Annotated in this window: 17 protein-coding genes, 1 tRNA gene and 3 rRNA genes; 6 read left to right on the top strand and 15 right to left on the bottom strand. The window is 51.1% G+C overall.

Annotation, left to right across the window (positions count from 1 at the left end; all coding sequences use genetic code 11):
- Positions 1-155: 155 nt before the first annotated feature.
- From polA to DAQ1742_RS00090, 4 genes are all read right to left on the bottom strand, one after another.
- The gene (gene polA / locus DAQ1742_RS00105; RefSeq protein WP_180706199.1) at positions 156-2,948 is read right to left on the bottom strand and encodes a DNA polymerase I; all 2,793 of its coding nucleotides are present in this window, start codon (positions 2,946-2,948) and stop codon (positions 156-158) included.
- Between the two features lie 408 nt (positions 2,949-3,356).
- Positions 3,357-3,980 carry a thiol:disulfide interchange protein DsbA gene (gene dsbA / locus DAQ1742_RS00100; protein WP_035345297.1) on the bottom strand — a complete coding sequence of 208 codons (624 nt, stop codon included), beginning with the start codon at positions 3,978-3,980 and terminating at the stop codon, positions 3,357-3,359.
- Between the two features lie 22 nt (positions 3,981-4,002).
- The gene (locus DAQ1742_RS00095; protein WP_035345300.1) at positions 4,003-4,989 is read right to left on the bottom strand and encodes a serine/threonine protein kinase; all 987 of its coding nucleotides are present in this window, start codon (positions 4,987-4,989) and stop codon (positions 4,003-4,005) included.
- Positions 4,990-5,033: 44 nt separating this feature from the next.
- Entirely contained in the window at positions 5,034-5,303 is a 270-nt protein-coding gene (locus tag DAQ1742_RS00090; RefSeq protein WP_035345303.1) for a YihD family protein, read from the bottom strand.
- Positions 5,304-5,412: 109 nt separating this feature from the next.
- Between DAQ1742_RS00090 and mobA the strand changes: the two genes are divergently transcribed.
- Both mobA and mobB read left to right on the top strand, forming a co-directional pair.
- Complete coding sequence (gene mobA, locus DAQ1742_RS00085; RefSeq protein ID WP_035345306.1) at positions 5,413-5,988, top strand: molybdenum cofactor guanylyltransferase MobA; 576 nt, start codon at positions 5,413-5,415, stop codon at positions 5,986-5,988.
- Positions 5,981-6,502, top strand: coding sequence for a molybdopterin-guanine dinucleotide biosynthesis protein MobB (mobB, locus tag DAQ1742_RS00080; RefSeq protein ID WP_035345310.1), 522 nt, complete (start codon positions 5,981-5,983; stop codon positions 6,500-6,502). Before mobA ends, mobB begins: the two co-directional genes overlap by 8 nt.
- Before the next feature lie 202 nt (positions 6,503-6,704).
- On the opposite strand, the gene rrf is transcribed toward mobB, so the two are convergent.
- The 11 genes from rrf to kup form a co-directional block, all read right to left on the bottom strand.
- Positions 6,705-6,820: ribosomal RNA gene (gene rrf / locus DAQ1742_RS00075) — 5S ribosomal RNA — on the bottom strand.
- Between the two features lie 118 nt (positions 6,821-6,938).
- A 23S ribosomal RNA gene (locus DAQ1742_RS00070) occupies positions 6,939-9,847 on the bottom strand.
- A 204-nt stretch (positions 9,848-10,051) separates the two neighbouring features.
- Positions 10,052-10,127, bottom strand: a tRNA-Glu gene (locus DAQ1742_RS00065).
- Between the two features lie 85 nt (positions 10,128-10,212).
- Positions 10,213-11,754: ribosomal RNA gene (locus tag DAQ1742_RS00060) — 16S ribosomal RNA — on the bottom strand.
- The 16S, 23S and 5S rRNA genes sit together here with 1 tRNA gene alongside, the layout of an rRNA operon.
- A 432-nt stretch (positions 11,755-12,186) precedes the next feature.
- Positions 12,187-13,191 carry a ribose operon transcriptional repressor RbsR gene (rbsR, locus tag DAQ1742_RS00055; protein WP_197731762.1) on the bottom strand — a complete coding sequence of 335 codons (1,005 nt, stop codon included), beginning with the start codon at positions 13,189-13,191 and terminating at the stop codon, positions 12,187-12,189.
- Between the two features lie 3 nt (positions 13,192-13,194).
- A complete protein-coding gene (gene rbsK, locus DAQ1742_RS00050; protein WP_035345316.1) occupies positions 13,195-14,121 on the bottom strand; it encodes a ribokinase in 927 nt (308 codons plus the stop codon).
- Between the two features lie 78 nt (positions 14,122-14,199).
- Positions 14,200-15,090: a ribose ABC transporter substrate-binding protein RbsB gene (rbsB, locus tag DAQ1742_RS00045; protein ID WP_035345319.1), complete on the bottom strand. Its 891-nt coding sequence runs from the start codon at positions 15,088-15,090 to the stop codon at positions 14,200-14,202.
- A 26-nt stretch (positions 15,091-15,116) separates the two neighbouring features.
- On the bottom strand, positions 15,117-16,085 hold the full coding sequence (gene rbsC / locus DAQ1742_RS00040) for a ribose ABC transporter permease (protein ID WP_035345322.1): 969 nt from the start codon (positions 16,083-16,085) through the stop codon (positions 15,117-15,119).
- A gap of 7 nt (positions 16,086-16,092) precedes the next feature.
- Positions 16,093-17,598, bottom strand: a complete 1,506-nt coding sequence (gene rbsA / locus DAQ1742_RS00035; RefSeq protein ID WP_035345325.1) for a ribose ABC transporter ATP-binding protein RbsA — start codon at positions 17,596-17,598, stop codon at positions 16,093-16,095.
- Between the two features lie 7 nt (positions 17,599-17,605).
- A complete protein-coding gene (gene rbsD / locus DAQ1742_RS00030; RefSeq protein WP_035345328.1) occupies positions 17,606-18,025 on the bottom strand; it encodes a D-ribose pyranase in 420 nt (139 codons plus the stop codon).
- 230 nt (positions 18,026-18,255) lie between these two features.
- Entirely contained in the window at positions 18,256-20,124 is a 1,869-nt protein-coding gene (kup, locus tag DAQ1742_RS00025; protein ID WP_035345331.1) for a low affinity potassium transporter Kup, read from the bottom strand.
- A gap of 260 nt (positions 20,125-20,384) precedes the next feature.
- On the opposite strand from kup, the gene ravA reads away from it, so the two are divergent.
- From ravA to mioC, 4 genes are all read left to right on the top strand, one after another.
- The gene (gene ravA, locus DAQ1742_RS00020; protein ID WP_035345334.1) at positions 20,385-21,881 is read left to right on the top strand and encodes an ATPase RavA; all 1,497 of its coding nucleotides are present in this window, start codon (positions 20,385-20,387) and stop codon (positions 21,879-21,881) included.
- A gap of 5 nt (positions 21,882-21,886) precedes the next feature.
- Positions 21,887-23,374, top strand: coding sequence for an ATPase RavA stimulator ViaA (gene viaA, locus DAQ1742_RS00015; RefSeq protein WP_035345337.1), 1,488 nt, complete (start codon positions 21,887-21,889; stop codon positions 23,372-23,374).
- Between the two features lie 111 nt (positions 23,375-23,485).
- Positions 23,486-23,947: a transcriptional regulator AsnC gene (asnC, locus tag DAQ1742_RS00010; protein ID WP_035345340.1), complete on the top strand. Its 462-nt coding sequence runs from the start codon at positions 23,486-23,488 to the stop codon at positions 23,945-23,947.
- Positions 23,948-24,038: 91 nt separating this feature from the next.
- On the top strand, positions 24,039-24,485 hold the full coding sequence (gene mioC / locus DAQ1742_RS00005; RefSeq protein ID WP_035345343.1) for an FMN-binding protein MioC: 447 nt from the start codon (positions 24,039-24,041) through the stop codon (positions 24,483-24,485).
- Positions 24,486-24,520 lie beyond the last annotated feature (35 nt).

Genomic DNA, 24,520 nt, shown 5'->3' with positions numbered 1-24,520 from the left:
TGTAGTTTAATTACATAACGCTCGCTTCATTGGCTGGAAAAGCCACCAAAACAAGGAAATGCCATATTTTGGCTGGTATTTCTACCATAACATCGCATAACACACGCCGGACGGTGGCCCGGCGTCAAGAACAGGATATCGTACCGTTACATCGCTTAGTGAGCCTGATCCCAGTTACTGCCTGTACCAATATCAACCCGTAGCGGAACATCCAGTTGCATGCAGCCTTCCATCAACTGACGAATCCTGGCACTGACTTCCTCCAGCGCGGTGTGGTGCACTTCAAACACCAGTTCATCATGGACTTGCATCAGCATAGTGACCGCCGGCTTTTCCTGTTGCAGCCAGGCATCAATCGCAATCATGGCTTTCTTGATGATATCCGCCGCGGTGCCCTGCATCGGCGCATTGATAGCAGCGCGTTCCGCAGCCTTACGGCTCATGGCATTACGGGAGTGGATATCGGGCAGATAGAGACGACGGCCATCCAGCGTAGAGACGTAGCCTTGCTCTGCCGCCTGTTGGCGCGTGCGCGCCATATATTCCTGCACCCCAGGATAACGCTCAAAATAGAGGTTCATGTATTTTTGTGCATCGTTACGGGGAATACTCAACTGGCGTGCCAGGCCAAATGCACTCATGCCATAAATCAGGCCAAAATTGATAGCTTTCGCGCTACGGCGCTGCTCGCTCGTGACTTTCTCCAGCGGTAAACCAAACACGTCAGCCGCTGTCGCCCGGTGAATATCCAGCCCCTGGGAAAAGGCATTCAGTAACCCGGCATCTCGTGACAAATGTGCCATGATCCGTAGTTCAATTTGCGAGTAGTCTGCCGCCAGAATACTGAAGCCTTCCGGGGCAATAAACGCCTGACGAATCCGTCGTCCCTGTTCATTACGCACCGGGATATTTTGCAAATTCGGGTCACTCGACGAAAGCCGGCCGGTTGCCGTCACCGCCTGATGATAGGAGGTGTGCACCCGCTCGGTTTGCGGGTTTATCATCTGCGGTAGCTTATCGGTATAAGTGGATTTCAGCTTGGCCAACCCGCGGTGCTCAAGAATCAATTTGGGCAGTGGGTAATCCAGCGCCAGCTCTGCCAGCACTTCTTCGTTAGTCGATGGCGCGCCTTTCGGCGTTTTCTTGATAACAGGCAACTGCAATTTTTCGTACAAAATAGCCCCCAACTGTTTCGGGGACGATAAATTGAACGCTTCACCCGCCAACTCGTGCGCCTGAACTTCCAGTTCAGCCAGGCGTTGAGTCAATTCCTGAGAATGCGCAGCCAGAATGGCAGTATCAATCAGCACGCCAGTACGCTCCATGCGAGATAACACGGGCACCAGCGGCATATCAATATTCTGAAAGACGTTACGAAGCACCGGTTGCGGCTCCAGTTTCGCCCATAACGCCTGGTGCAAACGCAGCGTTACATCCGCATCTTCAGCCGCATAGACTGCTGCCTGCTCCAGCGGAATCTGATTAAACGTCAGTTGGTTTTTACCTTTACCGGCAATTTCTTCAAACGTAATGGTTTTATGCTGCAAATAACGGTCGGCCAGGCTGTCCATATCATGGCGGCCAGCCACGCTATCCAGCACATACGACTCCAGCATGGTGTCAAAAACAATACCACTCAGAGAGATACCATAACGAGCCATCACGCCTTTATCGAACTTCAGGTTTTGGCCAATTTTGCCGATAGCCGGGTCTTCCAACAACGGTTTCAACAGCGCCAACACACGCTCGCGGTCAAGCTGTGCTGGAGCATCAAGGTAGTCATGCGCCAATGGTAAATACGCAGCCTCACCCGGCTTAATCGCCAGCGACAGGCCCACCAGATTGGCGGTCAGGGTATCAAGCCCATCGGTTTCGGTATCAAACGAGAACACACCCGCAGTGCGAATACGCGTTATCCAATCCTGTAAGACAGGCTCATCCAAAATAGTGATGTAGCCATCCTGAGGTAAAACACAAGCTACCTCGTCAGATACAGGTACTGTCTCTTGTGAATCCTTCACAAACGGCACTGCTGGCTGGCTTTTCTTGCCATTCTGTAACCATTGTCCAGCCTCGACATCAGATAGCCAGCGTTTGAACTCATAGCGGGTAAACAGTTCACGCAGCTCATGGCTGTCTAACTCATTGACGGTAAGCTGCTCACAGCCGAGCTCCAGCGCAACATCGGTTTTAATCGTAGCCAGTTGATAGGAGAGATAAGCCACGTCCTTATGCTGCTCCAGTTTCGCCGCCATGGTTTTTGCACCACGGAACGTCAGCATGGCAATCTTATCCAGATTGGCATACAGAGCATCCCAGCCCCCCACACCCTGTAGTAATGCCTGAGCGGTCTTCTCTCCCACCCCCGGAACACCGGGAATGTTATCTGATGAATCCCCCATCAGGGCCAGAAAATCGATAATCAATGCAGGTGGAATACCGTATTTGGCACACACCTCGTCCGGCCCAAGAATAGTGTTATTCATGGTGTTAATTAACGTGATATTTGGCGTAACCAGTTGTGCCATGTCTTTGTCACCGGTACTGATAAGCACAGGCAGGCCAGCTCGTTCAGCCTGTTGCGCCAGTGTACCAATCACATCATCGGCCTCAACACCGGGTACAGAAAGCAACGGCAATCCCATCGCCCTGACCATTCGATGCAAAGGCTCTATCTGAGCCCGCAATTCATCAGGCATCGGTGGACGATGCGATTTGTAATCCTCGAACAACGCGTCGCGGAATGTTTTGCCTTTAGCATCAAATACAACCGCAACACGGCTGGGGTGGTACTGCTGCAACAAGCTGCGCAGCATATTCAGTACACCATACATTGCCCCGGTGGGCTCACCTGCACTGTTGGTCAGCGGAGGAAATGCATGAAAAGCACGATAGAGATAAGAGGAACCATCGACCAGAATAAAGGGGTTATCCGCTATTTGAACCATGATATTTCGCAAACGTTAATTTCTGACATGGAGTTAAGGATGCCATAGCTGACAGCCGGAAACGAATGCTAACGAACCGCAATGAAGGTTTTTGCATCACAGTCCGCAAAAAAATCTGTGGATAACTTTGTGTATAGAAATTAACAGAGTACTAACTATTCTGATAAAACAATAAGGAATAAATACAAAACCCTTTAATATCAAAATACTAAAAACAAAAATACCACCACAATAATAATGTGGGTGTATTGGATTAATGTGGATAGATATAAAATCAAAATATCTGAAAAAAGACAGCAACGTAACCACGATAAAAGCAGCGCCCGCCGCTAATAATGTCGAAGTAGTTTCCTTACAAAAAAAAACGCCACACAGGGCAAATGTGTGGCGCATGGTGTAACAAAGCTCTTATTTCTGAGAGAGCAGAAACTTCACAACATCAGCATATTGCTTGACGTAACCATCCATAGTGCTGGTATCGAGCCCATCGCTCTTAATCATATATTTGCCGTTCACGAAAACTGCGGGAACGCCACGAAGTTGTAAGTCCGCAGCGGCTTTTTCTTGTTGGGCAACTAAAGACTTCACCACAAAACTGTTTAATGCGCTGTCGTAATCTTCGGCTTTTACACCTGCGGCCACAAATACCTGACGAATATCTTGCGTCGTATTAACCGTCTGGGTTTTCTGTACCGCATCAAACATCAGCGGGCTGACTTTGTCTTCTACACCAAGCGCAATCGCAACCGCCCATGCCTGGGTCAGTTCTTTACCCAGCGGGCCAAGAAAATCCACATGATACTTGGTCAGTTTTGTATCCGCTGGCAGCGACTTCTGAATCGCATCAGGAATGTGGTAGACCTGAGCAAACTGGTAACAGTGCGGACAGTAAAACGAGAAGAACTCCAGCACCTGAGGGGATTGTGTAACCGGTTTATCCAATGTAGCGAATTGTTTACCATCAGAAAAATCAGCCGCTGATGCACTAAACGCCAACACTACGCCAACCAGCGCAAGCCATATTTTCTTCATATCAAAGTTATCTCCATAAATATCAGTACATTGGTACTAGCTGTAGCGGGGGTTCTTGCAACAGCCTGACCTGTTCAGTAAAAATTATTGCCTGCTTTTCCCAGAAATCCGCTTCCTGCATCCATGGAAAACTGCGTGGAAAAGCGGGGTCTTGCCAGCGATGAGCAACCCAGGCGAGGTAATGAACCATACGCATCGCACGTAACGGTTCAATCAGCGCCAGTTCTGCTTCATCAAAAGAGGAAAATTCACTATACGCATCCAGCAAAATATCCAGTTGAATGCGCTGCTCCTGACGCTCGCCATGCAACAGCATCCAGAGATCCTGAATTGCCGGGCCATTACGCGCGTCATCCAAATCAACAAACAACGGGCCATCGCGCCAGAGAATATTGCCAGGGTGACAGTCTCCGTGGAGGCGTCTGGCTTGCCAGTTGGTGTGCCAGTGTGTTTTGACCTCAGCCACCAAGCGTGTCGCCGCACTCAGAAACGACGCTTTTTGCGTATCAGGAATAAGGTGAGTATTGATTAATGTCGTTAACGGCACATCAAGATACTCGCTAATACTGATAGTGGGCCGGGCTGAAAACAGATTTCGTCCCCCGGTTTGATGGATGCGCCCCAGATAACGTCCAACCTGTTCCAGTTGATCGTCGTTATCAATTTCATACTGACGTCCACCTACGCTTGGGAACACGACAAACCAGAATCCTTCATATTCATGAAGGGTTTTTCCCTGTAAAGCACATGGCGCAACAACAGGAACGTCATCATTAACCAGCTCGGCCGCAAACAGGTGTTCTTCAATAATCTGAGATTCATTCCAGCGCTGCGGACGATAAAATTTCACAACGTGGCGATGTCGTGCTTCATCAATGAACTGGTACACCCGGTTTTCATAACTGTTTAGTGCGGTCAACCCCGAGTCAACACGGATGCCAACAGACCAGAGCGCGTCCATGATGACATCCGGTGACAGTGCATGGAAATTAAATACGGCATCACCCATAGTAAACATCACCCAGTGATACCGAAATAAGGCAGGAAACGGCGTCAGTCTTTAATAACGCCGCGGGCACGCAATAATGCTGTTTTGAAATCTTCTTCATAATCTTTTTGCAAGCCCGGTATAGGCTGAGTGTTATCCGCATCACGCAGCTTTAAATGATAAATAAGAATATCATCAGTCAAATCACTAAGCGCCCCCTCAAACCCGGCTTCCTGTGCAAGTTTTTGTAAAAATTGCACCAAATTAAGGTCCGGCTCTTTCTGCCATGCCGGATGCAGCAGCTCAATCAACTCATTTACACGATGACATTTCATTAATACGCCCTCAACAAGAAATAACCACCCATCTAGTATGGGGAAAGAGCTTGGCCTTACGCCATACTTTTCCGACAATATCACATCAAATCATGACAGAGAGCAGACGATGATAACAGGTGTAATTCTCGCTGGAGGGAAGTCCTCCAGAATGGGAGGAAATGACAAAGGGCTGATTGAACTCGAAGGTAAACCCCTGTATCAGCATGTGATTGAACGCCTAATGCCACAAGTGGACACACTGGTAATTAATGCCAACCAGCATCAGGAACATTATCAGCAAAGCGGTTATCCGGTGATAGGTGATATAAATCGAGGGTTTTCCGGGCCGCTTTCAGGCGTACTAACCGGGCTGAGTGTAGCAAAAACGGATTGGGTCATCTTTGTGCCCTGTGATGTTCCCGCACTACCTCATGATTTGGTGTCACGACTTCGTCAGCACCACAAAGAAGCACTGGCGATATATGCCACCGATGGTATCAGGCCACATCCAACATTATTACTTATTCACACCTCGTTGAGTCATAAACTGAATACGTTTCTGGCAAAGGGTGACCGAAAACTGATGCTATTTCTGGAAAGCGCAGGAGCAAAACCTGTTTCATTTGCCGATCAGCCCATGGCTTTTCGCAATCTCAATACCCCGGAAGATCTCGCTAACTGGCAGGAAGAGAATAATGGCTGATATACCCATTCTGGCGATTGTCGCCCATAGCGGTACGGGAAAAACCACATTACTCAAACAGTTAATACCTGAGCTAAATAAGCACGGCATACGGGTAGGAATTATCAAACATACTCACCACGATATGGATGTCGATAAGCCGGGTAAAGACAGTTATGAGCTACGCAAAGCTGGTGCCAGGCAAACTCTGGTTGCCAGTAATACTCGCTGGGCATTGATGACAGAAACACCCGAACAACAAGAACCCAACCTGTTTTTTCTGGCCAGCAGAATGGATAGTTCAACGCTGGATTTAATTCTGGTAGAAGGTTTTAAGCATGAATCTGTCGATAAAATCCTGCTTTACCGCCATAACTCTGGGAATAATGAGGTAATGGATATCGATGACTGCACACTGGCTATAGCCAGCGATGTACCATTAACACATCCCAAGCTTTGTCTGGATTTAAACCAGCCACCACTCATAGCAGTGTTTATCCGAGACTGGCTGCACAAAAGAAAAGTATCAGCGTAATTGAGGTGAGGCAGCCGAGGTGATTGGTGATTATCCCGCTTAGCGCCGGAGGTTCTCCGTTTGTGCCTGCCTGACACACTTCGGGCCGTTGCTTCGCAATGCTCAAATCGGCTCCTGCCGGATTTGCCCTGCTACTCTGCGACCAAACCACAAAAAAAACAAAAGGCCCGGTCTTTCGACCGGGCCCTTCGCTCTGTTTGATGCCTGGCAGTTCCCTACTCTCGCATGGGGAGACCCCACACTACCATCGGCGCTACGGCGTTTCACTTCTGAGTTCGGCATGGGGTCAGGTGGGACCACCGCGCTGTCGCCGCCAGGCAAATTCGTTTCATTCCGGCCGTCATGCTCCGCTTTCGCTTACACACAACCACCCGAACCAATCTCTGAACAAGCTGAATCTCTTCTTTCCGTCTCTCTAAAACACCTTCGGTGTTGTAAGGTTAAGCCTCTCGGGTCATTAGTACTGGTTAGCTCAACGCATCGCTGCGCTTACACACCCAGCCTATCAACGTCTTCGTCTTAAACGTCCCTTCAGGGGAATCAAGTTCCCAGGGAAGACTCATCTCGGGGCAAGTTTCCCGCTTAGATGCTTTCAGCGGTTATCTCTTCCGCACGTAGCTACCGGGCAGTGCCATTGGCATGACAACCCGAACACCAGTGGTGCGTTCACTCCGGTCCTCTCGTACTAGGAGCAACCCCCCTCAATCTTCCAACGCCCACGGCAGATAGGGACCGAACTGTCTCACGACGTTCTAAACCCAGCTCGCGTACCACTTTAAATGGCGAACAGCCATACCCTTGGGACCTACTTCAGCCCCAGGATGTGATGAGCCGACATCGAGGTGCCAAACACCGCCGTCGATATGAACTCTTGGGCGGTATCAGCCTGTTATCCCCGGAGTACCTTTTATCCGTTGAGCGATGGCCCTTCCATTCAGAACCACCGGATCACTAAGACCTGCTTTCGCACCTGCTCGAGCCGTCACTCTCGCAGTCAAGCTAGCTTATGCCTTTGCACTAACCTCCTGATGTCCGACCAGGATTAGCTAACCTTCGTGCTCCTCCGTTACTCTTTGGGAGGAGACCGCCCCAGTCAAACTACCCACCAGACACTGTCCCCAGTCCGGATTACGGACCCAGGTTAGAACATCAAACATTAAAGGGTGGTATTTCAAGGTCGGCTCCATGCAGACTGGCGTCCACACTTCAAAGCCTCCCACCTATCCTACACATCAAGGCTCAAGGTTCAGTGTCAAGCTATAGTAAAGGTTCACGGGGTCTTTCCGTCTTGCCGCGGGTACACTGCATCTTCACAGCGAGTTCAATTTCACTGAGTCTCGGGTGGAGACAGCCTGGCCATCATTACGCCATTCGTGCAGGTCGGAACTTACCCGACAAGGAATTTCGCTACCTTAGGACCGTTATAGTTACGGCCGCCGTTTACCGGGGCTTCGATCAAGAGCTTCGCCTTGCGGCTGACCCCATCAATTAACCTTCCGGCACCGGGCAGGCGTCACACCGTATACGTCCACTTTCGTGTTTGCACAGTGCTGTGTTTTTATTAAACAGTTGCAGCCAGCTGGTATCTGCGACTCCCGTCAGCTCCGTCCGCGAGGGACTTCACCCACAGGAGCGTGCCTTCTCCCGAAGTTACGGCACCATTTTGCCTAGTTCCTTCACCCGAGTTCTCTCAAGCGCCTGAGTATTCTCTACCTGACCACCTGTGTCGGTTTGGGGTACGATTTAATGTTACCTGATGCTTAGAGGCTTTTCCTGGAAGCAGGGCATCTGTCACTTCAGCACCGTAGTGCCTCGTCATCACGCCTCAGTGTTGACAGCAGACCGGATTTGCCTGGTCCACCCACCTTCACGCTTAAACCGGGACAACCGTCGCCCGGATGACATAGCCTTCTCCGTCCCCCCTTCGCAGTAACACCAAGTACAGGAATATTAACCTGTTTCCCATCGACTACGCTTTTCAGCCTCGCCTTAGGGGTCGACTCACCCTGCCCCGATTAACGTTGGACAGGAACCCTTGGTCTTCCGGCGTGCGGGTTTTTCACCCGCATTATCGTTACTTATGTCAGCATTCGCACTTCTGATACCTCCAGCAGCCCTCACAGGCCACCTTCACAGGCTTACAGAACGCTCCCCTACCCAACAACACATAGTGTCGCTGCCGCAGCTTCGGTGCATGGTTTTAGCCCCGTTACATCTTCCGCGCAGGCCGACTCGACCAGTGAGCTATTACGCTTTCTTTAAATGATGGCTGCTTCTAAGCCAACATCCTGGCTGTCTGGGCCTTCCCACATCGTTTCCCACTTAACCATGACTTTGGGACCTTAGCTGGCGGTCTGGGTTGTTTCCCTCTTCACGACGGACGTTAGCACCCGCCGTGTGTCTCCCGTGATAACATTCTTCGGTATTCGCAGTTTGCATCGGGTTGGTAAGCCGGGATGGCCCCCTAGCCGAAACAGTGCTCTACCCCCGAAGATGAATTCACGAGGCGCTACCTAAATAGCTTTCGGGGAGAACCAGCTATCTCCCGGTTTGATTGGCCTTTCACCCCCAGCCACAAGTCATCCGCTAATTTTTCAACATTAGTCGGTTCGGTCCTCCAGTTAGTGTTACCCAACCTTCAACCTGCCCATGGCTAGATCACCGGGTTTCGGGTCTATACCCTGCAACTTAACGCCCAGTTAAGACTCGGTTTCCCTGCGGCTCCCCTATTCGGTTAACCTTGCTACAGAATATAAGTCGCTGACCCATTATACAAAAGGTACGCAGTCACCCTGATAAATCAAGGCTCCCACTGCTTGTACGTACACGGTTTCAGGTTCTATTTCACTCCCCTCGCCGGGGTTCTTTTCGCCTTTCCCTCACGGTACTGGTTCACTATCGGTCAGTCAGGAGTATTTAGCCTTGGAGGATGGTCCCCCCATGTTCAGACAGGATACCACGTGTCCCGCCCTACTCGTCGAACTCACGGCCTGTGCATCTTCGTGTACGGGACTGTCACCCTGTACCGTGCGCCTTTCCAGACGCTTCCACTGACACACACGCCGATGATGGTTCTGGGCTCCTCCCCGTTCGCTCGCCGCTACTGGGGGAATCTCGGTTGATTTCTTTTCCTCGGGGTACTGAGATGTTTCAGTTCCCCCGGTTCGCCTCACACACCTATGAATTCAGTGTGTGATAGTGTGTCGAAACACACTGGGTTTCCCCATTCGGGTATCGTCGGGTATAACGGCTCATATCGCCTTGCCGACGCTTATCGCAGATTAGCACGCCCTTCATCGCCTCTGACTGCCTAGGCATCCACCGTGTACGCTTAGTCGCTTAACCTCACAACCCGAAGGTGTTTCGGGATGCAAGTTTTTGAGAGACTCGAACAACACATGCATTCTCATACACATGCTGTCGTTTCAATTTTTCAGCTTGTTCCAGATTGTTAAAGAGCAAGATAACGTAAACCTGACTATTGCTAATCAGCTTTAGGTTATCTTCGGGATATCCCTGACCGTGACTTTCACTCACCTGTCTTGTCATTGGCGTCCCCTAGGGGATTCGAACCCCTGTTACCGCCGTGAAAGGGCGGTGTCCTGGGCCTCTAGACGAAGGGGACATCTCTTGTCAGCTTCGCAAGACGCTTTTGACTCTTTTACTTCATCAGACAATCTGTGTGGACACCACGCAGGCTCTTCACTCGGTAAGGAGGTGATCCAACCGCAGGTTCCCCTACGGTTACCTTGTTACGACTTCACCCCAGTCATGAATCACAAAGTGGTAAGCGCCCTCCCGAAGGTTAAGCTACCTACTTCTTTTGCAACCCACTCCCATGGTGTGACGGGCGGTGTGTACAAGGCCCGGGAACGTATTCACCGTAGCATTCTGATCTACGATTACTAGCGATTCCGACTTCATGGAGTCGAGTTGCAGACTCCAATCCGGACTACGACGTACTTTATGAGGTCCGCTTGCTCTCGCGAGGTCGCTTCTCTTTGTATACGCCATTGTAGCACGTGTGTAGCCCTACTCGTAAGGGCCATGATGACTTGACGTCATCCCCACCTTCCTCCGGTTTATCACCGGCAGTCTCCCCTGAGTTCCCACCCGAAGTGCTGGCAACAGAGGATAAGGGTTGCGCTCGTTGCGGGACTTAACCCAACATTTCACAACACGAGCTGACGACAGCCATGCAGCACCTGTCTCAGCGTTCCCGAAGGCACCCTCGTATCTCTACAAGGTTCGCTGGATGTCAAGAGTAGGTAAGGTTCTTCGCGTTGCATCGAATTAAACCACATGCTCCACCGCTTGTGCGGGCCCCCGTCAATTCATTTGAGTTTTAACCTTGCGGCCGTACTCCCCAGGCGGTCGATTTAACGCGTTAGCTCCGGAAGCCACGCCTCAAGGGCACAACCTCCAAATCGACATCGTTTACAGCGTGGACTACCAGGGTATCTAATCCTGTTTGCTCCCCACGCTTTCGCACCTGAGCGTCAGTCTTCGTCCAGGGGGCCGCCTTCGCCACCGGTATTCCTCCAGATCTCTACGCATTTCACCGCTACACCTGGAATTCTACCCCCCTCTACGAGACTCTAGCCTGTCAGTTTTGAATGCAGTTCCCAGGTTAAGCCCGGGGATTTCACATCCAACTTAACAGACCGCCTGCGTGCGCTTTACGCCCAGTCATTCCGATTAACGCTTGCACCCTCCGTATTACCGCGGCTGCTGGCACGGAGTTAGCCGGTGCTTCTTCTGCGGGTAACGTCAATGAACAGACGTATTAAGCCTGCCCCCTTCCTCCCCGCTGAAAGTGCTTTACAACCCGAAGGCCTTCTTCACACACGCGGCATGGCTGCATCAGGCTTGCGCCCATTGTGCAATATTCCCCACTGCTGCCTCCCGTAGGAGTCTGGACCGTGTCTCAGTTCCAGTGTGGCTGGTCATCCTCTCAGACCAGCTAGGGATCGTCGCCTAGGTGAGCCTTTACCCCACCTACTAGCTAATCCCATCTGGGCACATCCGATGGCAAGAGGCCCGAAGGTCCCCCTCTTTGGTCCGAAGACGTTATGCGGTATTAGCTACCGTTTCCAGTAGTTATCCCCCTCCATCAGGCAGTTTCCCAGACATTACTCACCCGTCCGCCGCTCGTCACCCAGGGAGCAGGCTCCCTTGTGCTACCGCTCGACTTGCATGTGTTAGGCCTGCCGCCAGCGTTCAATCTGAGCCATGATCAAACTCTTCAATTTAAGTTTGATTGTGTTTTCCGAAGAAAACGGTGCTCAAAGAATTTACTGTTATTTCGTAATGAATTAACTGTTGTCACTCTTCAAGACTTTCACAAAAGTTTTTGCGAAGTGTCCTGCGAGTGCCCACACAGATTGTCTGATTAATTGTTAAAGAGCAGTGCGACCGGCCTGAGCCTGCTGTCGCGAGGTGGCGTATACTACGCTTTCCTCATGAAGAGTCAACGCTTTTTTTCGTTTCTTCTTCGCTGACACCGCGCTGCGTTGCCGCTGTTGCCGTGTCAGTGGAGGCGCATTATAGGGACTTCCTGCGGGCTGACAAGCCCTAATTGCAAAAAAATTACCAGGCGCGCATTTTTCAGGCAAAAGCAGGTATTTACCTGGGAAAACGCTGTATTTTTCAACAAAACAATAAAAACAAAGCTCTCTGGACGGTCAGCTTCGTTTACCTACGGAACCCCGAACGATTAATTCCGGCGTTAAAACCAGAACACTGTGCTCGATATCAGGATGTTCAAGGCGGTAGAGCAACGTATCAATCGCCAGTTCCCCCAATTCATCTTTAGGCTGATGAACGGTGGTTAAGGGTGGGGCCATATATCGGGCCAGTTCAATATCATCATAACCGACGACGGCCATGTCATCGGGGATAGTCAAGCCAGCATCATATAACGCACGATAAACGCCGACAGCCATAGCATCGTTACTGGTGAAAACAGCGTCAGGGGGTTCTGGTAACGTCAATAACTGCTGCATCGCGCGAAAACCCGCTTCAAATTCAAAATCCCCCATCACTTCATAATTAGCCGGGATAGGTAATCCCGCCGCATGCATCGCCTGACGGTACCCTTCGAGACGGTTATGCGCCGTCGTTTTATCTTGGGGGCCAGCAATACAGGCAATTTTACGATAGCCCTGCGCAATCAGGTATTGTGTTGCCATCTCGCCGCCTTGCAGGGAGTTATCTTTAATAACATCACTGCTGCCTTCAAAGGGGGCCCAGTCCATCATGACCATAGGTATAGAAGGATAACGACGGATAATCTCAGGCGATGGCATATGGCTTTCCGTACACATCACCAGTAGTCCATCCACTCGCTTTTGCAGTAGTGTTTCCAGGCTACGGCTTAAACGGTGATGATCACCTTCCGTATTACACAGAATGAGGCTGTAGCCACGCTCATAGCAGCAGCGCTCGACACCACGCACAACCTCGGCGTAAAAGGGGTTACTACTGGCCGTCAGCAACATGCCGATGGTGCGGGTCTGATTGATTTTAAGGCTACGCGCCAGCGCAGATGGCGCGTAGTTCAGTTGCTCAACCGCTTTCATCACTCTTGCACGAATGACATCGCTGACAAAGCGGTTGTTGTTGATAACGTGGGAAACCGTGGACGTGGATACCCCGGCAAGACGGGCCACGTCTTTCATCGTCGCCAAGGATTACTCCTGTGCATTCAGGAAAGCATCAATTTCTTCACGCCAGGGAACGGAGGGTTGTGCACCGTGACGCGTAACGGCAATCGCCGCCGCCGCATGGGCAAATTTAACCGCGACATCCATTGGTTGAGATTCCAGTAGCGCCGTGACCAGTGCGCCATTAAATGTGTCGCCAGCAGCAATGGTATCCACCGCATTGACACGAAAACCAGCAATACGCTGCCCGTGGCCCTGTTCACTTAACCATACTCCGCGGCTCCCCAGTGTAATCAATACTGTGGGAATGCCTTTTTCATGCAATACCTGCGCGGCCTGTTGCGCATCTGCTTCTGTTTTTACCGTCACCCCGGTCAGGATCTGCGCTTCGGTTTCATTGGGGGTTATCATATCGACCAACGCCAACAGTTCATCCGGTAACGGGCAGGCGGGCGCTGGGTTAAGTATGACTGACGTGTCATTATCGTGTGCCAAACGTGCGGCCGCGATAACGGTTTCCAGAGGTGATTCGAGTTGCATCAGCAAAGCCGAAGCATCGATGATTTTTTGCTGATAACGCTTGAGGTAATCGGGCGTTACCGCGGCATTCGCACCGGCATGGATGCCTATCATATTTTCAGCATCACCATTGACGAAAATCAGCGCAACGCCGGTGGTCTGCCCCGCGACAGCTTCAACCGCAGACACATCAACCCGGTCTTTGATCAACTGCTGGCGAATACGCTCACCGATGTCATCAGCACCTACGCAGGCAATAAATTCAGTGTCTGCGCCGCTTCGTCCAGCCGCGACTGCTTGGTTGGCCCCTTTTCCGCCAAATGCCACGCCATATTGTTTACCGATCACCGTTTCGCCCGGCCGGGGAAATTGCGACAGATTGAGAATATGATCAGCATTAATACTGCCCAAGACTACCAGCTTGCCTGCTTTCATTACCATGAACCTCAATGTTGATGACGCGCCACCCGAAAGTGGCGCGGTACTGCCTTTGCCTTAATTGCTTAAGAGCACTTACTGTTTGGCAACCAGTTTCAAATCAACCGGAATGATAGGCTGTACTTTTTCGCCTTTCAGTACCTTATCGGCGGTATCAACGCCAATGATGCCGATTTGTTCAGGACGCTGTGCCACGGTTGCGGCTAATTTGCCGCCTTCTACCGCTTTCACGCCATCAGCCGTACCGTCAAAACCAACGACCATTACATCGTCACGGCCAGCTGTTTGCAGCGCACGCAGCGCACCCAGTGCCATTTCATCATTCTGGGCAAACACCGCTTTCACATCAGGATGGGCAGTCAGCAGGTTTTGCATGACATTCAGACCTTTGGTGCGATCAAAATCCGCCGGCTGGCTGGCCAGCATGGCAAATTTATTTTTCTCTGCGGATTTCATGAAACCCGCGCCACGCTCACGAGCGGCTGAAGTACCGGCCAGGCCTTCCAGTTGAATCACTTTGGCACCTTCACCCAGTTTTTTCGCGATGAAATCACCGGCAACTTTGCCACCAAAGGCGTTATCGGAAGCAATATGGCTGATAACTTCACCGCTGGCAGCAACGCGGTCCAGCGTAATAACCGGGATCTTGGCCTCATTAGCCAGTTTCACCGCATTACCCACAGCGTTGGAATCGGTCGGGTTAATCAGCAGCAGTTTGGTGCCGCGAACAGTTAAGTCCTGCACGTTGGAGAGCTCTTTGGCCGGGTTGTTCTGCGAATCCAGAACCACCAGGTTATAGCCCAGTTTATCCGCTTCTTTTTGCGCGCCGTCTTTTAGCGTAACGAAGAACGGGTTATTCAGCGTGGAAACAACAAGAGCAATGGTATCCTTGGCCAGCGCATTCGCACTGACAGTCGCACTCAGGGCAACAGCGGAAACCAGAGTAGCAATCTTCTTCAGATTCATATTTCAATTCCTGTATGGATAGAAAGTTATTTACTGCTTTTGTTATCAACCAAAACCGCCAGCAAAATAACGACCGCTTTGACGATCATTTGGTAGTAAGAAGATACACCTAACAAGTTAAGCCCGTTGTTCAGAAAGCCTAAAATCAGCGCACCGATCAACGTTCCTACTACACGTCCTTTACCCCCAGACAGGCTTGTTCCCCCTAACACCACCGCTGCGATGGCATCCAGTTCATAGCCTGTCCCTGCTGTGGGTTGCGCCGAAGACAGGCGAGCGACTTCAATAATGCCCGCCAGCGCCGACAGCAAACCACATAACGAATAGACGACAACCTTGACCCTATCAACATTAATCCCTGACAAACGGGTCGCGGCCTCATTTCCACCCAGCGCATAGATATAGCGGCCGATGCGGGTATGGTGCAGCATGTACCAGGTGGCCAGAAAGACCACCGCCATAATCCAAATCGGCGTCGGCACACCAAGAGGTCGGCCAATACCAAACCACCCTAAGGTATCGGCTGCGGCAGAAAAACCGGTGTTAACCGGGCTACCGTTGGTGTAGACCATCGTGACGCCACGTAACAGCAGCATCATTACCAAGGTAGCGATAAACGCCTGCACCCGGCCCTTGGCGATAATAACGCCTGTACCCGCGCCAATTACCGCCCCTAGCGCCAGCGCAGCGACGACCGCGACCAATGCATTAATCTCAAGGCCGACCAGGGAAGCCGCGATGGCCCCCGTCAGCGCCAGCAACGATCCCACCGATAGATCAATCCCAGAGGTGAGAATGACTAATGTCATCCCTACCGCCATGATGGCGTTCACTGATGTCTGTTGCAGAATATTGAACAGGTTATTCAGGGTGAAAAAATTGGGGCTCATTGAAGACACCACAGCGATCAAAATCAGCAGGGCTATCAATGATTTTTGCTCCATCAGCCACTCTTTGCTGAACCAGCGCCTTGCCGTGATTATTTGAGAACTCATGTCTGACTTACTCCTGCTTTACGCCGTATTGCTTACCAACGGCCGCCGCCATCAGCGTTTCCTGTGTTGCCTGTTCAATCGGGAAATCACCGCTCAGGTGCCCTTCGTGCATCACAATCACACGATCGCTCATCCCCAACACTTCGGGCATTTCCGATGACACCAGAATGATGCTCAACCCTTCTTGTTTGAACTGGTTGATTAACTGATAGATCTCTTTTTTCGCCCCGACATCGACGCCACGGGTCGGCTCGTCCAGAATCAACACTTTCGGACGCGTCATTAACCCCCGGGCTATAGCCACCTTCTGCTGGTTACCACCGGACAACAACCCGATAGGTTGCAGCATAGAGGGGGTACGGATATTGAACATGCGGATAAAGTCGTCCACCGCTTGCTGTTCATCAGCATGGCGCAGCGAGCCAATACCATTGCTGAAATAGCGCAATGCCGTCAGCGACATGTTTTCCTTCACCGACATGCCCAGCACCAGACCATCTCGTTTACGGTCTTCGGAAATATAGACGATACCGTTAGCCAGCCCATCTTGCGGGGTACGGGTTATCACCGCTTTACCATCCAGCCAGACACTGCCCTGGGTGCGGGGAAGTGCGCCATATAATACTTTCATCAGCTCGGTACGGCCTGCGCCCATCAGCCCTGCCACCCCCAGAATCTCACCTTTGCGTAGCGTAAAGCTGATGTTATTCACCCCTGGGCCGCTAAGTGCCTCAACGCGCAAACGCTCATCGCCGGGAGCCTGATTTAATCGTGGGTACTGATCTTCCAGTTTGCGCCCCACCATCATTTCAATCAGTGAATCTTCCTGTAACGCGCTGACCGGGCGTTCGCCAATAAACTGGCCGTCACGAAATACCGTAACATCATCACAAATTTCAAAGATCTCTTTCAGGCGGTGGGAGATATACACAATGCCGCACCCCTGAGACTGCAATTCCTTGATAACACTAAACAGCGAGGCGGTTTCGGTATCGGTCAGCGCGTCTGTCGGTTCATCCATAATGATGACCTGAGACTCAAAACTCAGCACTTTGGCAATTTCAACCATTTGCTGATCGCCTATCGATAATTCCCCCACCAGAAGGCGGCTGTCATAACGCAGGTTAAGTCGTTTGAGCAGGATGTCGGCTTGCGCGTACATCCGCTTCCAGTCTATACGCCCCAGACGGTTGGTAAACTCACGCCCAAGGAAGATGTTTTCCGCAATCGTCAGTTGAGGGATCAGGTTCAGTTCCTGATGGATGATACCGATACCCGCTTCCTGCGACGCTTTCGGGCCGCTGAAATCCACTTCGTTACCGAGAAAATGAATACTGCCGGCGTCTTTTCGATAGATACCGGTCAGCACTTTCATCATGGTGGATTTACCGGCACCGTTTTCCCCCACTAACGCCATCACCTTACCCGGATAAACGTTCAGGGCTGCACCGGATAACGCTTTTACGCCGGGAAAGGTTTTGGTGATGCCTTGCAATTGCAGTAAAGGTTGCATCGCTACCTCAGAAGGTTACGCCAGCGCAAAGAATCACATTCGCATAGGGAGAACACTCTCCGCTGCGAATAATGGCGCGGCTTTTACCACTTTGTTGTTTAAACGCTTCATGACTGACGTAATGCAGTGAAATGGTGTTTCCCTGGTGTTGTTCGAGTTGTGCTAATTGCTTCAATAATGCGTCATGGAGTTGCGGATTCTTCTCGATGATTTCCTGCGCCAGAATGGCGGCTTCGACCTGCATCTCCGCTGTCACCACATTCAATACCTGCAAAAAGCCAGGCACATTATGGGTTAATGCCAGATCGATACGGGTCGTGGTATCCGGAATTGGCAGGCCGGCATCGGCGATCACGAGTTGATCGGTATGCCCTAACCGGGAAATCACGGATGAAATATCAGAATTCAGTAACGCACCTTTTTTCATTTTTATTTACCCTGCTAGCGAAACGTTTCGCTTGTACGGTAAGTGTAGAAAAAGACGCCCAGAAGGCAATCACTATCTGATAAAAATGTGATCGTTATCGAAACGTTTCGTTGGCGTAACAGAAACGACAAAAAGCAACTAAAAGGGGGCGCGATACCCGGCGCGTTCTGCATAGCGAAAAAAAAGCTCCCGTGAACGGGAGCCTTGTCATCTCAGGGTCGGGCTGATAGTCAAATTTCTACCTGAATACCTAATTCAATCAGGCGATTGGGGGGAATTTCAAACTGGTCGGCCGCACGCAGGGCATTACGACTAAGCATCATGAACAGCTTGCCGCGAATGCGCAGATACCAGGCGCGTTTACCCATCATCAGCGACTCGTTTGACAAGAAAAAGGTGGTTTCCATCATCTGGCAGGTCAAACCATCCTGCCAGCAGCGATGAAACACCTCTTCCACGTTGGGCGTTTCACGCCAGCCGTAGCTTGCGACCACACGCCAGAAAGTGGGGGAGAGTTGCTCGACCGATACCCGACGCGCGTTATGTACGTAAGGTGCGTCTTCCGTTCTCATGGTCAGCAGCACCACCCGTTCATGCAGCACTTTGTTGTGCTTGAGGTTATGCAACAGCGCAAAGGGAATAACATGGGTTGCCCGCGATAAATACACCGCAGTGCCGGAAACTCGCACCGGCGGGTTTTTCTCCAGCGAGACAATCATGGCATCAAGAGAATTACCATGTTCATGGATACGGCGCAGCAAGCGAAAACGCTCACTCTTCCAGGTGGTCATGATAACAAACATCACCAGCCCCAGCGCCAGCGGCAGCCAACCACCGGAAATGATTTTCACCACATTCGCCAGGAACATGGGTAAATCGATAATCAGCAAGGCGGCCAGCAGTAGCCAGACCAAATAGCGATACCAGTTCCAGTTTTTTACCGCCACCGTGCACGACAGAATGCTGGTCAGCACCATGGTGCCCGTCACTGCAATACCGTAGGCCGCCGCCAGATTGCTGGAGTGTTCAAAGCTGACAATCACAATCACTACCGCCACATACAACAGCCAGTTAATGAACGGAATGTAGATTTGGCCGGACTCCATGTCCGAGGTGTGGACAATGCGCATCGGTGGCAGATACCCCAGCCGAACCGCCTGGCGCGTCAGGGAAAAGACACCAGAAATCACCGCCTGAGAAGCGATAATGGTCGCAAGCGTCGCCAGCACCAATAGCGGAATCAGAGCCCAATCCGGCGCAAGCAGGAAAAATGGGTTCTTGATGGCTTCTGGATTTTTCAACAGTAACGCGCCCTGGCCAAAATAGTTAAGCACCAGCGACGGCAACACCGCAGAAAACCAGGCAATACGAATGGGTAACTTACCAAAGTGCCCCATATCGGCATATAACGCCTCAACCCCGGTAATGGACAGCACCACCGCGCCGAGGGCAAAAAACGACACGGTTTTGTATTGAATAAAGAAATTAATAGCCCACTTGGGGTTCAGCGCCTGAAGCACTTCAGGATTGGCAATGATGCTACGCGCGCCCAGTATTCCCAGCGTTAAAAACCACACGGTCATAATAGGGGCAAACAGGCTGCCGACGCGGCCGGTGCCGTGCTTTTGAATCATAAACAGCAAAGTCAGCACGACGATGGAAATCGGCACGATGTAGGTATCGAGTGCCGGGGCGACAATATCCAACCCTTCGATGGCCGACATTACCGAAATGGCGGGAGTAATCACCACTTCGCCATAAAAAAAGCTGCCGCCGATAAGCCCCATAATCACCACAGCAGCGGTCATTTTATCCGACGTATTGCGACCAGCCAGCGACATCAATGTCAGAATGCCACCTTCACCGGCATTATCGGCACGCATGACATAGCTGAGATACTTTAATGACACCACCAGTATCAGCAGCCAGAAAATCAGGGAGAGAAAGCCAAAGACCGAATCGGGTTCAACCCCAAAACCAAACTGTCCGGAGAGACACTCTCTGAGCGTATAAAGAGGGCTGGTGCCAATATCACCATATACCACCCCTATTGCAGCCAGCGTGATCGCCGGAAGTGAACGTTTATGTTCTGAACTCATAAACCTTTTCTTCTGTTATCAATTTATTAACAATTCGAGCCTTATTTTGCTGTCATTGACCCGAAAACGCACAGTATGCACAAATCACGTTAAAAGCCCATTCTTAATATAGCTAGCGTACCCTTGACGAGCAGACCGCGTTTGTTGATTAACGCATTCAATGGTGACAATAATTAATGTATGGCTAAGGCAGAAAACGTACGCTTCTCAGAGTTTTCTTACGCTTCCCGACGGCGATACTCAGCAACGACGGATTAATCATGATACAACCAACAGCGCTGGCCGAGCGTATCTCTCGTTTGAGCCATGCTCTCGAACACGGTCTTTATGAACGGCAGCATGCTGTTCGACTCTGTCTGCTGGCCGCACTGAGCGGTGAAAGCGTGTTTCTGCTCGGCCCGCCGGGTATCGCCAAAAGCCTGATAGCCCGACGTCTTAAATATGCCTTCCGTCATGCACGCGCCTTCGAATATCTGATGACCCGCTTCTCAACACCCGAAGAAGTTTTCGGCCCGCTGTCTATTCAGGCTCTCAAAGACGAAGGGCGGTATCAGCGCCTGACCACGGGCTATTTACCCGAAGCGGAAATCGTCTTTCTTGATGAAATCTGGAAAGCGGGCCCGGCCATCCTCAACACGCTGCTTACCGCTATCAACGAACGCCGCTTTCGTAACGGCAACAGTGAAGAGCCGATTCCCATGCGCCTGCTGGTCACCGCCTCTAACGAACTGCCAGAAGCCGATAGCAGTCTGGAAGCGCTGTATGACCGTATGCTGATTCGCGTCTGGCTCGATAGAGTACAGGATAAGCACAATTTCCGCGCGATGTTGAGCACCTCATCGAGTGAGCAAGATAACCTGGTCAGCCCGGCACTGAGTATCAGCGATGAAGAATATCAGCAGTGGCAATCTCATATTGAGACCATCCCGTTGCCAGAAAGTTGTTTTGAACTGATTTATCAACTGCGACAACAGCTTGATACCCAGGAAGGCTCGCCCTACGTGTCTGACAGGCGCTGGAAGAAAGCCATTCGCTTACTGCAAGCGTGCGCTTTTTTTAGCGGGCGTGAAAGCATTACCCCTATCGACCTTATCTTGTTAAAAGATTGCCTGTGGCATGACCTCGGCTCTTATCATTTAGTCGAACAACAACTCCAACAAATTATGTGCGAACAGGCCTATCAACAACGCACATTGCTGTTCCGCTTGCAGCAACTGGATGTCAAACGCCAGCAATATCAGCAGCAGCAAAGCGATCAACAAGCGTTCAAAGTCGAGCGTCAGGTTAATTTTTTCGGCCGTAAGCCCCACCACTCCTTACCAGAAAGCGTCAGCTCACCGGAGCTGACGCTGGTGTTACAAAAACCGCTGCTTTTACATGACCACACCGTCACACATGTGGTCTTTGAACGCGAAGCGCTGGCAGCATGGTTACAAAAAGGCGCAGAGATACGCGGTAAACTCAATGGGGTTGGATTTTCTCAACGGCTGGATATGGACATTGATGAACGTCAGCATCTGATTATTCGCGATATCAGCCTGCAAAGCGCCATATTATCGCTCCCCGGAGTCATGAAAACCGAGCTGCCCCAAGAGATAGTTCAGGAATATGACACACTGAAAATCCAGTTGCGTGAACAACGCAGGCAGTTTGAACGCCACCAGCCCTGTTTGTTTATTCCCCGCGAATGGCTTGCCAAAATTGAAGAAAGCCTACAGATGGTCGATGAACAAATAGAGCAGTCAAAACGGGAGTAACAGTCATGCTGACGCTGGAGTCTTTGGAAATGCTGTTATCCATCGATGAAAACGATCTGCTGGATGACGTTATCGTCACTCTGATGGCGACGCCACAGCTGGTGATGTTTTTTGATAAGTACCCGCGACTGAAAACAGCCGTTATGCGTGACATGCCGCAGTGGAAAGAAAATCTGCGTCAACGGCTACGCGGAACTCAGGCTCCGCCTGAGCTGGAAAAAGAGTTTAGCTGCTATCAGCAAACCCAACTGATTAACGAACAGACCTTTCAGACTCATCTGCCTGATATCCTCTCCACACTGCATCATGTGGATTCGCCTTTTCTCAATCAGGCCGAGAAGTTAATACAATCGGCATCGCGCGCAGCCGCCTCGACCATTAGCAGCAGTCAGCAAGGCCTGTTTATGCAACGCTGGCGTCTTAGCCTGACGTTACAGACACTCAATCTGCATCAGCAAGTTATGGAACAAGAGCGTGATCTATTGCTCGATGAGATCCAAAAACGCCTGACCATCAGCGGAGCACTGGAGCCGGTGCTGGCAGAAAATGACACGGCGGCCGGTCGGCTATGGGATCTTTCTGCCAGCAAACGTATGAAGCAATCGCTCAGCGGTCTGCTTGAAACTGGCGCATTTTTACAGCAGCAGCCCGAACTGCAACGCCTCGCTGAACGGCTGGGGCGCAGCCGGGAAACCCAATCCGTACTCAGTCACGACGCCCCCAAAGAGCCATTTCAGATAATGGTTCAGGAACCGGCCTTTACCCCGGAGCAGGTGAGCGGTGTCCACCAAAGCGATGACATTCTGAGATTATTGCCCACCGAACTGTCCACATTAGGGATTAGCGAGCTGGAATTTGAGTTTTATCGTCGGCTGTCCGAACACCGCTTGCTGACCTACCGGCTACAGGGGGAAAGCTGGCGGGAGAAAACGCTGGAGCGCCCGGTGATTCATCAGCATAACGAGCAACAGCCGCGTGGCCCTTTTATCGTCTGCGTTGATACCTCAGGTTCGATGGGCGGGTTTAATGAACGTTGCGCCAAGGCGTTTTGCCTGGCACTGATGCGGATTGCGCTGGCTGATAACCGCCGTTGCTACATCATGCTATTTTCCACCGGCATAGTCAGCTATGACCTGACCTCAGAAAACGGGCTGGAAGAAGCGATCCGCTTCTTAAGCCAAACCTTTCGCGGCGGTACCGATCTGGCCGGTTGTCTGTCATCCCTGCTGGATAAGATGGATACACCACAATGGCAAGATGCTGATGCCGTTATCATTTCTGACTTTATTGCCCAGCGCCTGCCTGAAGATCTGGTCAATGAGATAAAACACCGTCAGCATCACTTACAGCACCGTTTTCATGCCGTGGCCATGTCTGCTCATGGTAAACCTGGGATCTTGCGCATTTTCGATCACATCTGGCGTTTTGACACCAGTCTGAAAAGCCGCCTGCTGCGTCGTTTTCAACACGATAACGTCCCGCTTGCCAGTTGAATCAGCCGCAATCCACACCACCATCACCTTTCGTGATGATTGATTGCTATCACCAGAACCAGTAAAACGCTCAGACAAGCCTTTACAGCCCAACCTTTGGGGATTCACACCATGCCCGACATCTATACCTTGGATGAACTCGACCGCCGCATTCTCAATGCCTTAATGGAGAACGCCCGCACACCTTATGCCGAACTGGCCAAACTGTTCAGTGTCAGTCCTGGCACCATTCATGTCAGGGTAGAGAAAATGAAGCAGGCAGGGATTATTCTGGGTACCCGTCTGGCGGTGAATCCGAAACAACTGGGCTACGATGTGTGCTGTTTCATTGGCATCATCCTCAAAAGCGCCAAAGATTACCCCTCAGCGCTGGAGAAACTCAACAACCTGGAAGAAGTGGTAGAAGCGTATTACACCACCGGGCACTACAGCATTTTCATCAAGGTCATGTGTCGCTCCATTGATGCGCTACAGCATGTACTTATCAACAAGATCCAAACAATTGATGAAATTCAATCCACCGAAACTCTGATCTCACTGCAAAACCCGATCATGCGTACCATCGCACCCTGAGACTTTTTTACTATCCCCCTATTATCCACAGGTAGATCCCACCCTGATCACAGCGTACAATGTGCCGTCGTTTAATCAGGTGGGAGCGCGTATGACTGACATAACCCTTATTAGTGGCAGCACTCTTGGTAGTGCCGAGTACGTTAGCGAACATCTTGAATCTCTGCTGCAACAAGAAGGGTTCTCCACCACGCTCGTGCATGGGCCTGCGCTGGATGACGTTGCAACGGGCGGATTATGGCTGGTGGTCACATCCACACACGGCGCAGGCGACCTGCCAGATAACCTGCAACCTTTTTATGATGCCCTTGCCACACAACGACCCGATTTATCCGGCCTGAATTACGGTGCAATAGGAATCGGCAGCAGCGAATACGACACCTTCTGCGGAGCCGTCGAGAAAGTCGATCAACTCATGCAGGCGCTGGGCGCACGCCGGATCGGCGAAGTATTGAAGATCGACGTCACGCAGCATGACATTCCCGAAGATCCAGCTCAGGAGTGGCTGGAAACGTGGGCTGAATTACTCAAAATATAATTTTTTTTCGCTTTCTTCTGTGGATAAGTATATTA

The sequence above is a fragment of the Dickeya aquatica genome (assembly GCF_900095885.1).
Classification (GTDB): Bacteria; Pseudomonadota; Gammaproteobacteria; order Enterobacterales; family Enterobacteriaceae; genus Dickeya; species Dickeya aquatica.
Note: the sequence above shows the minus strand (reverse complement) of the source record. Positions and strands in the feature narration are given on the sequence as shown.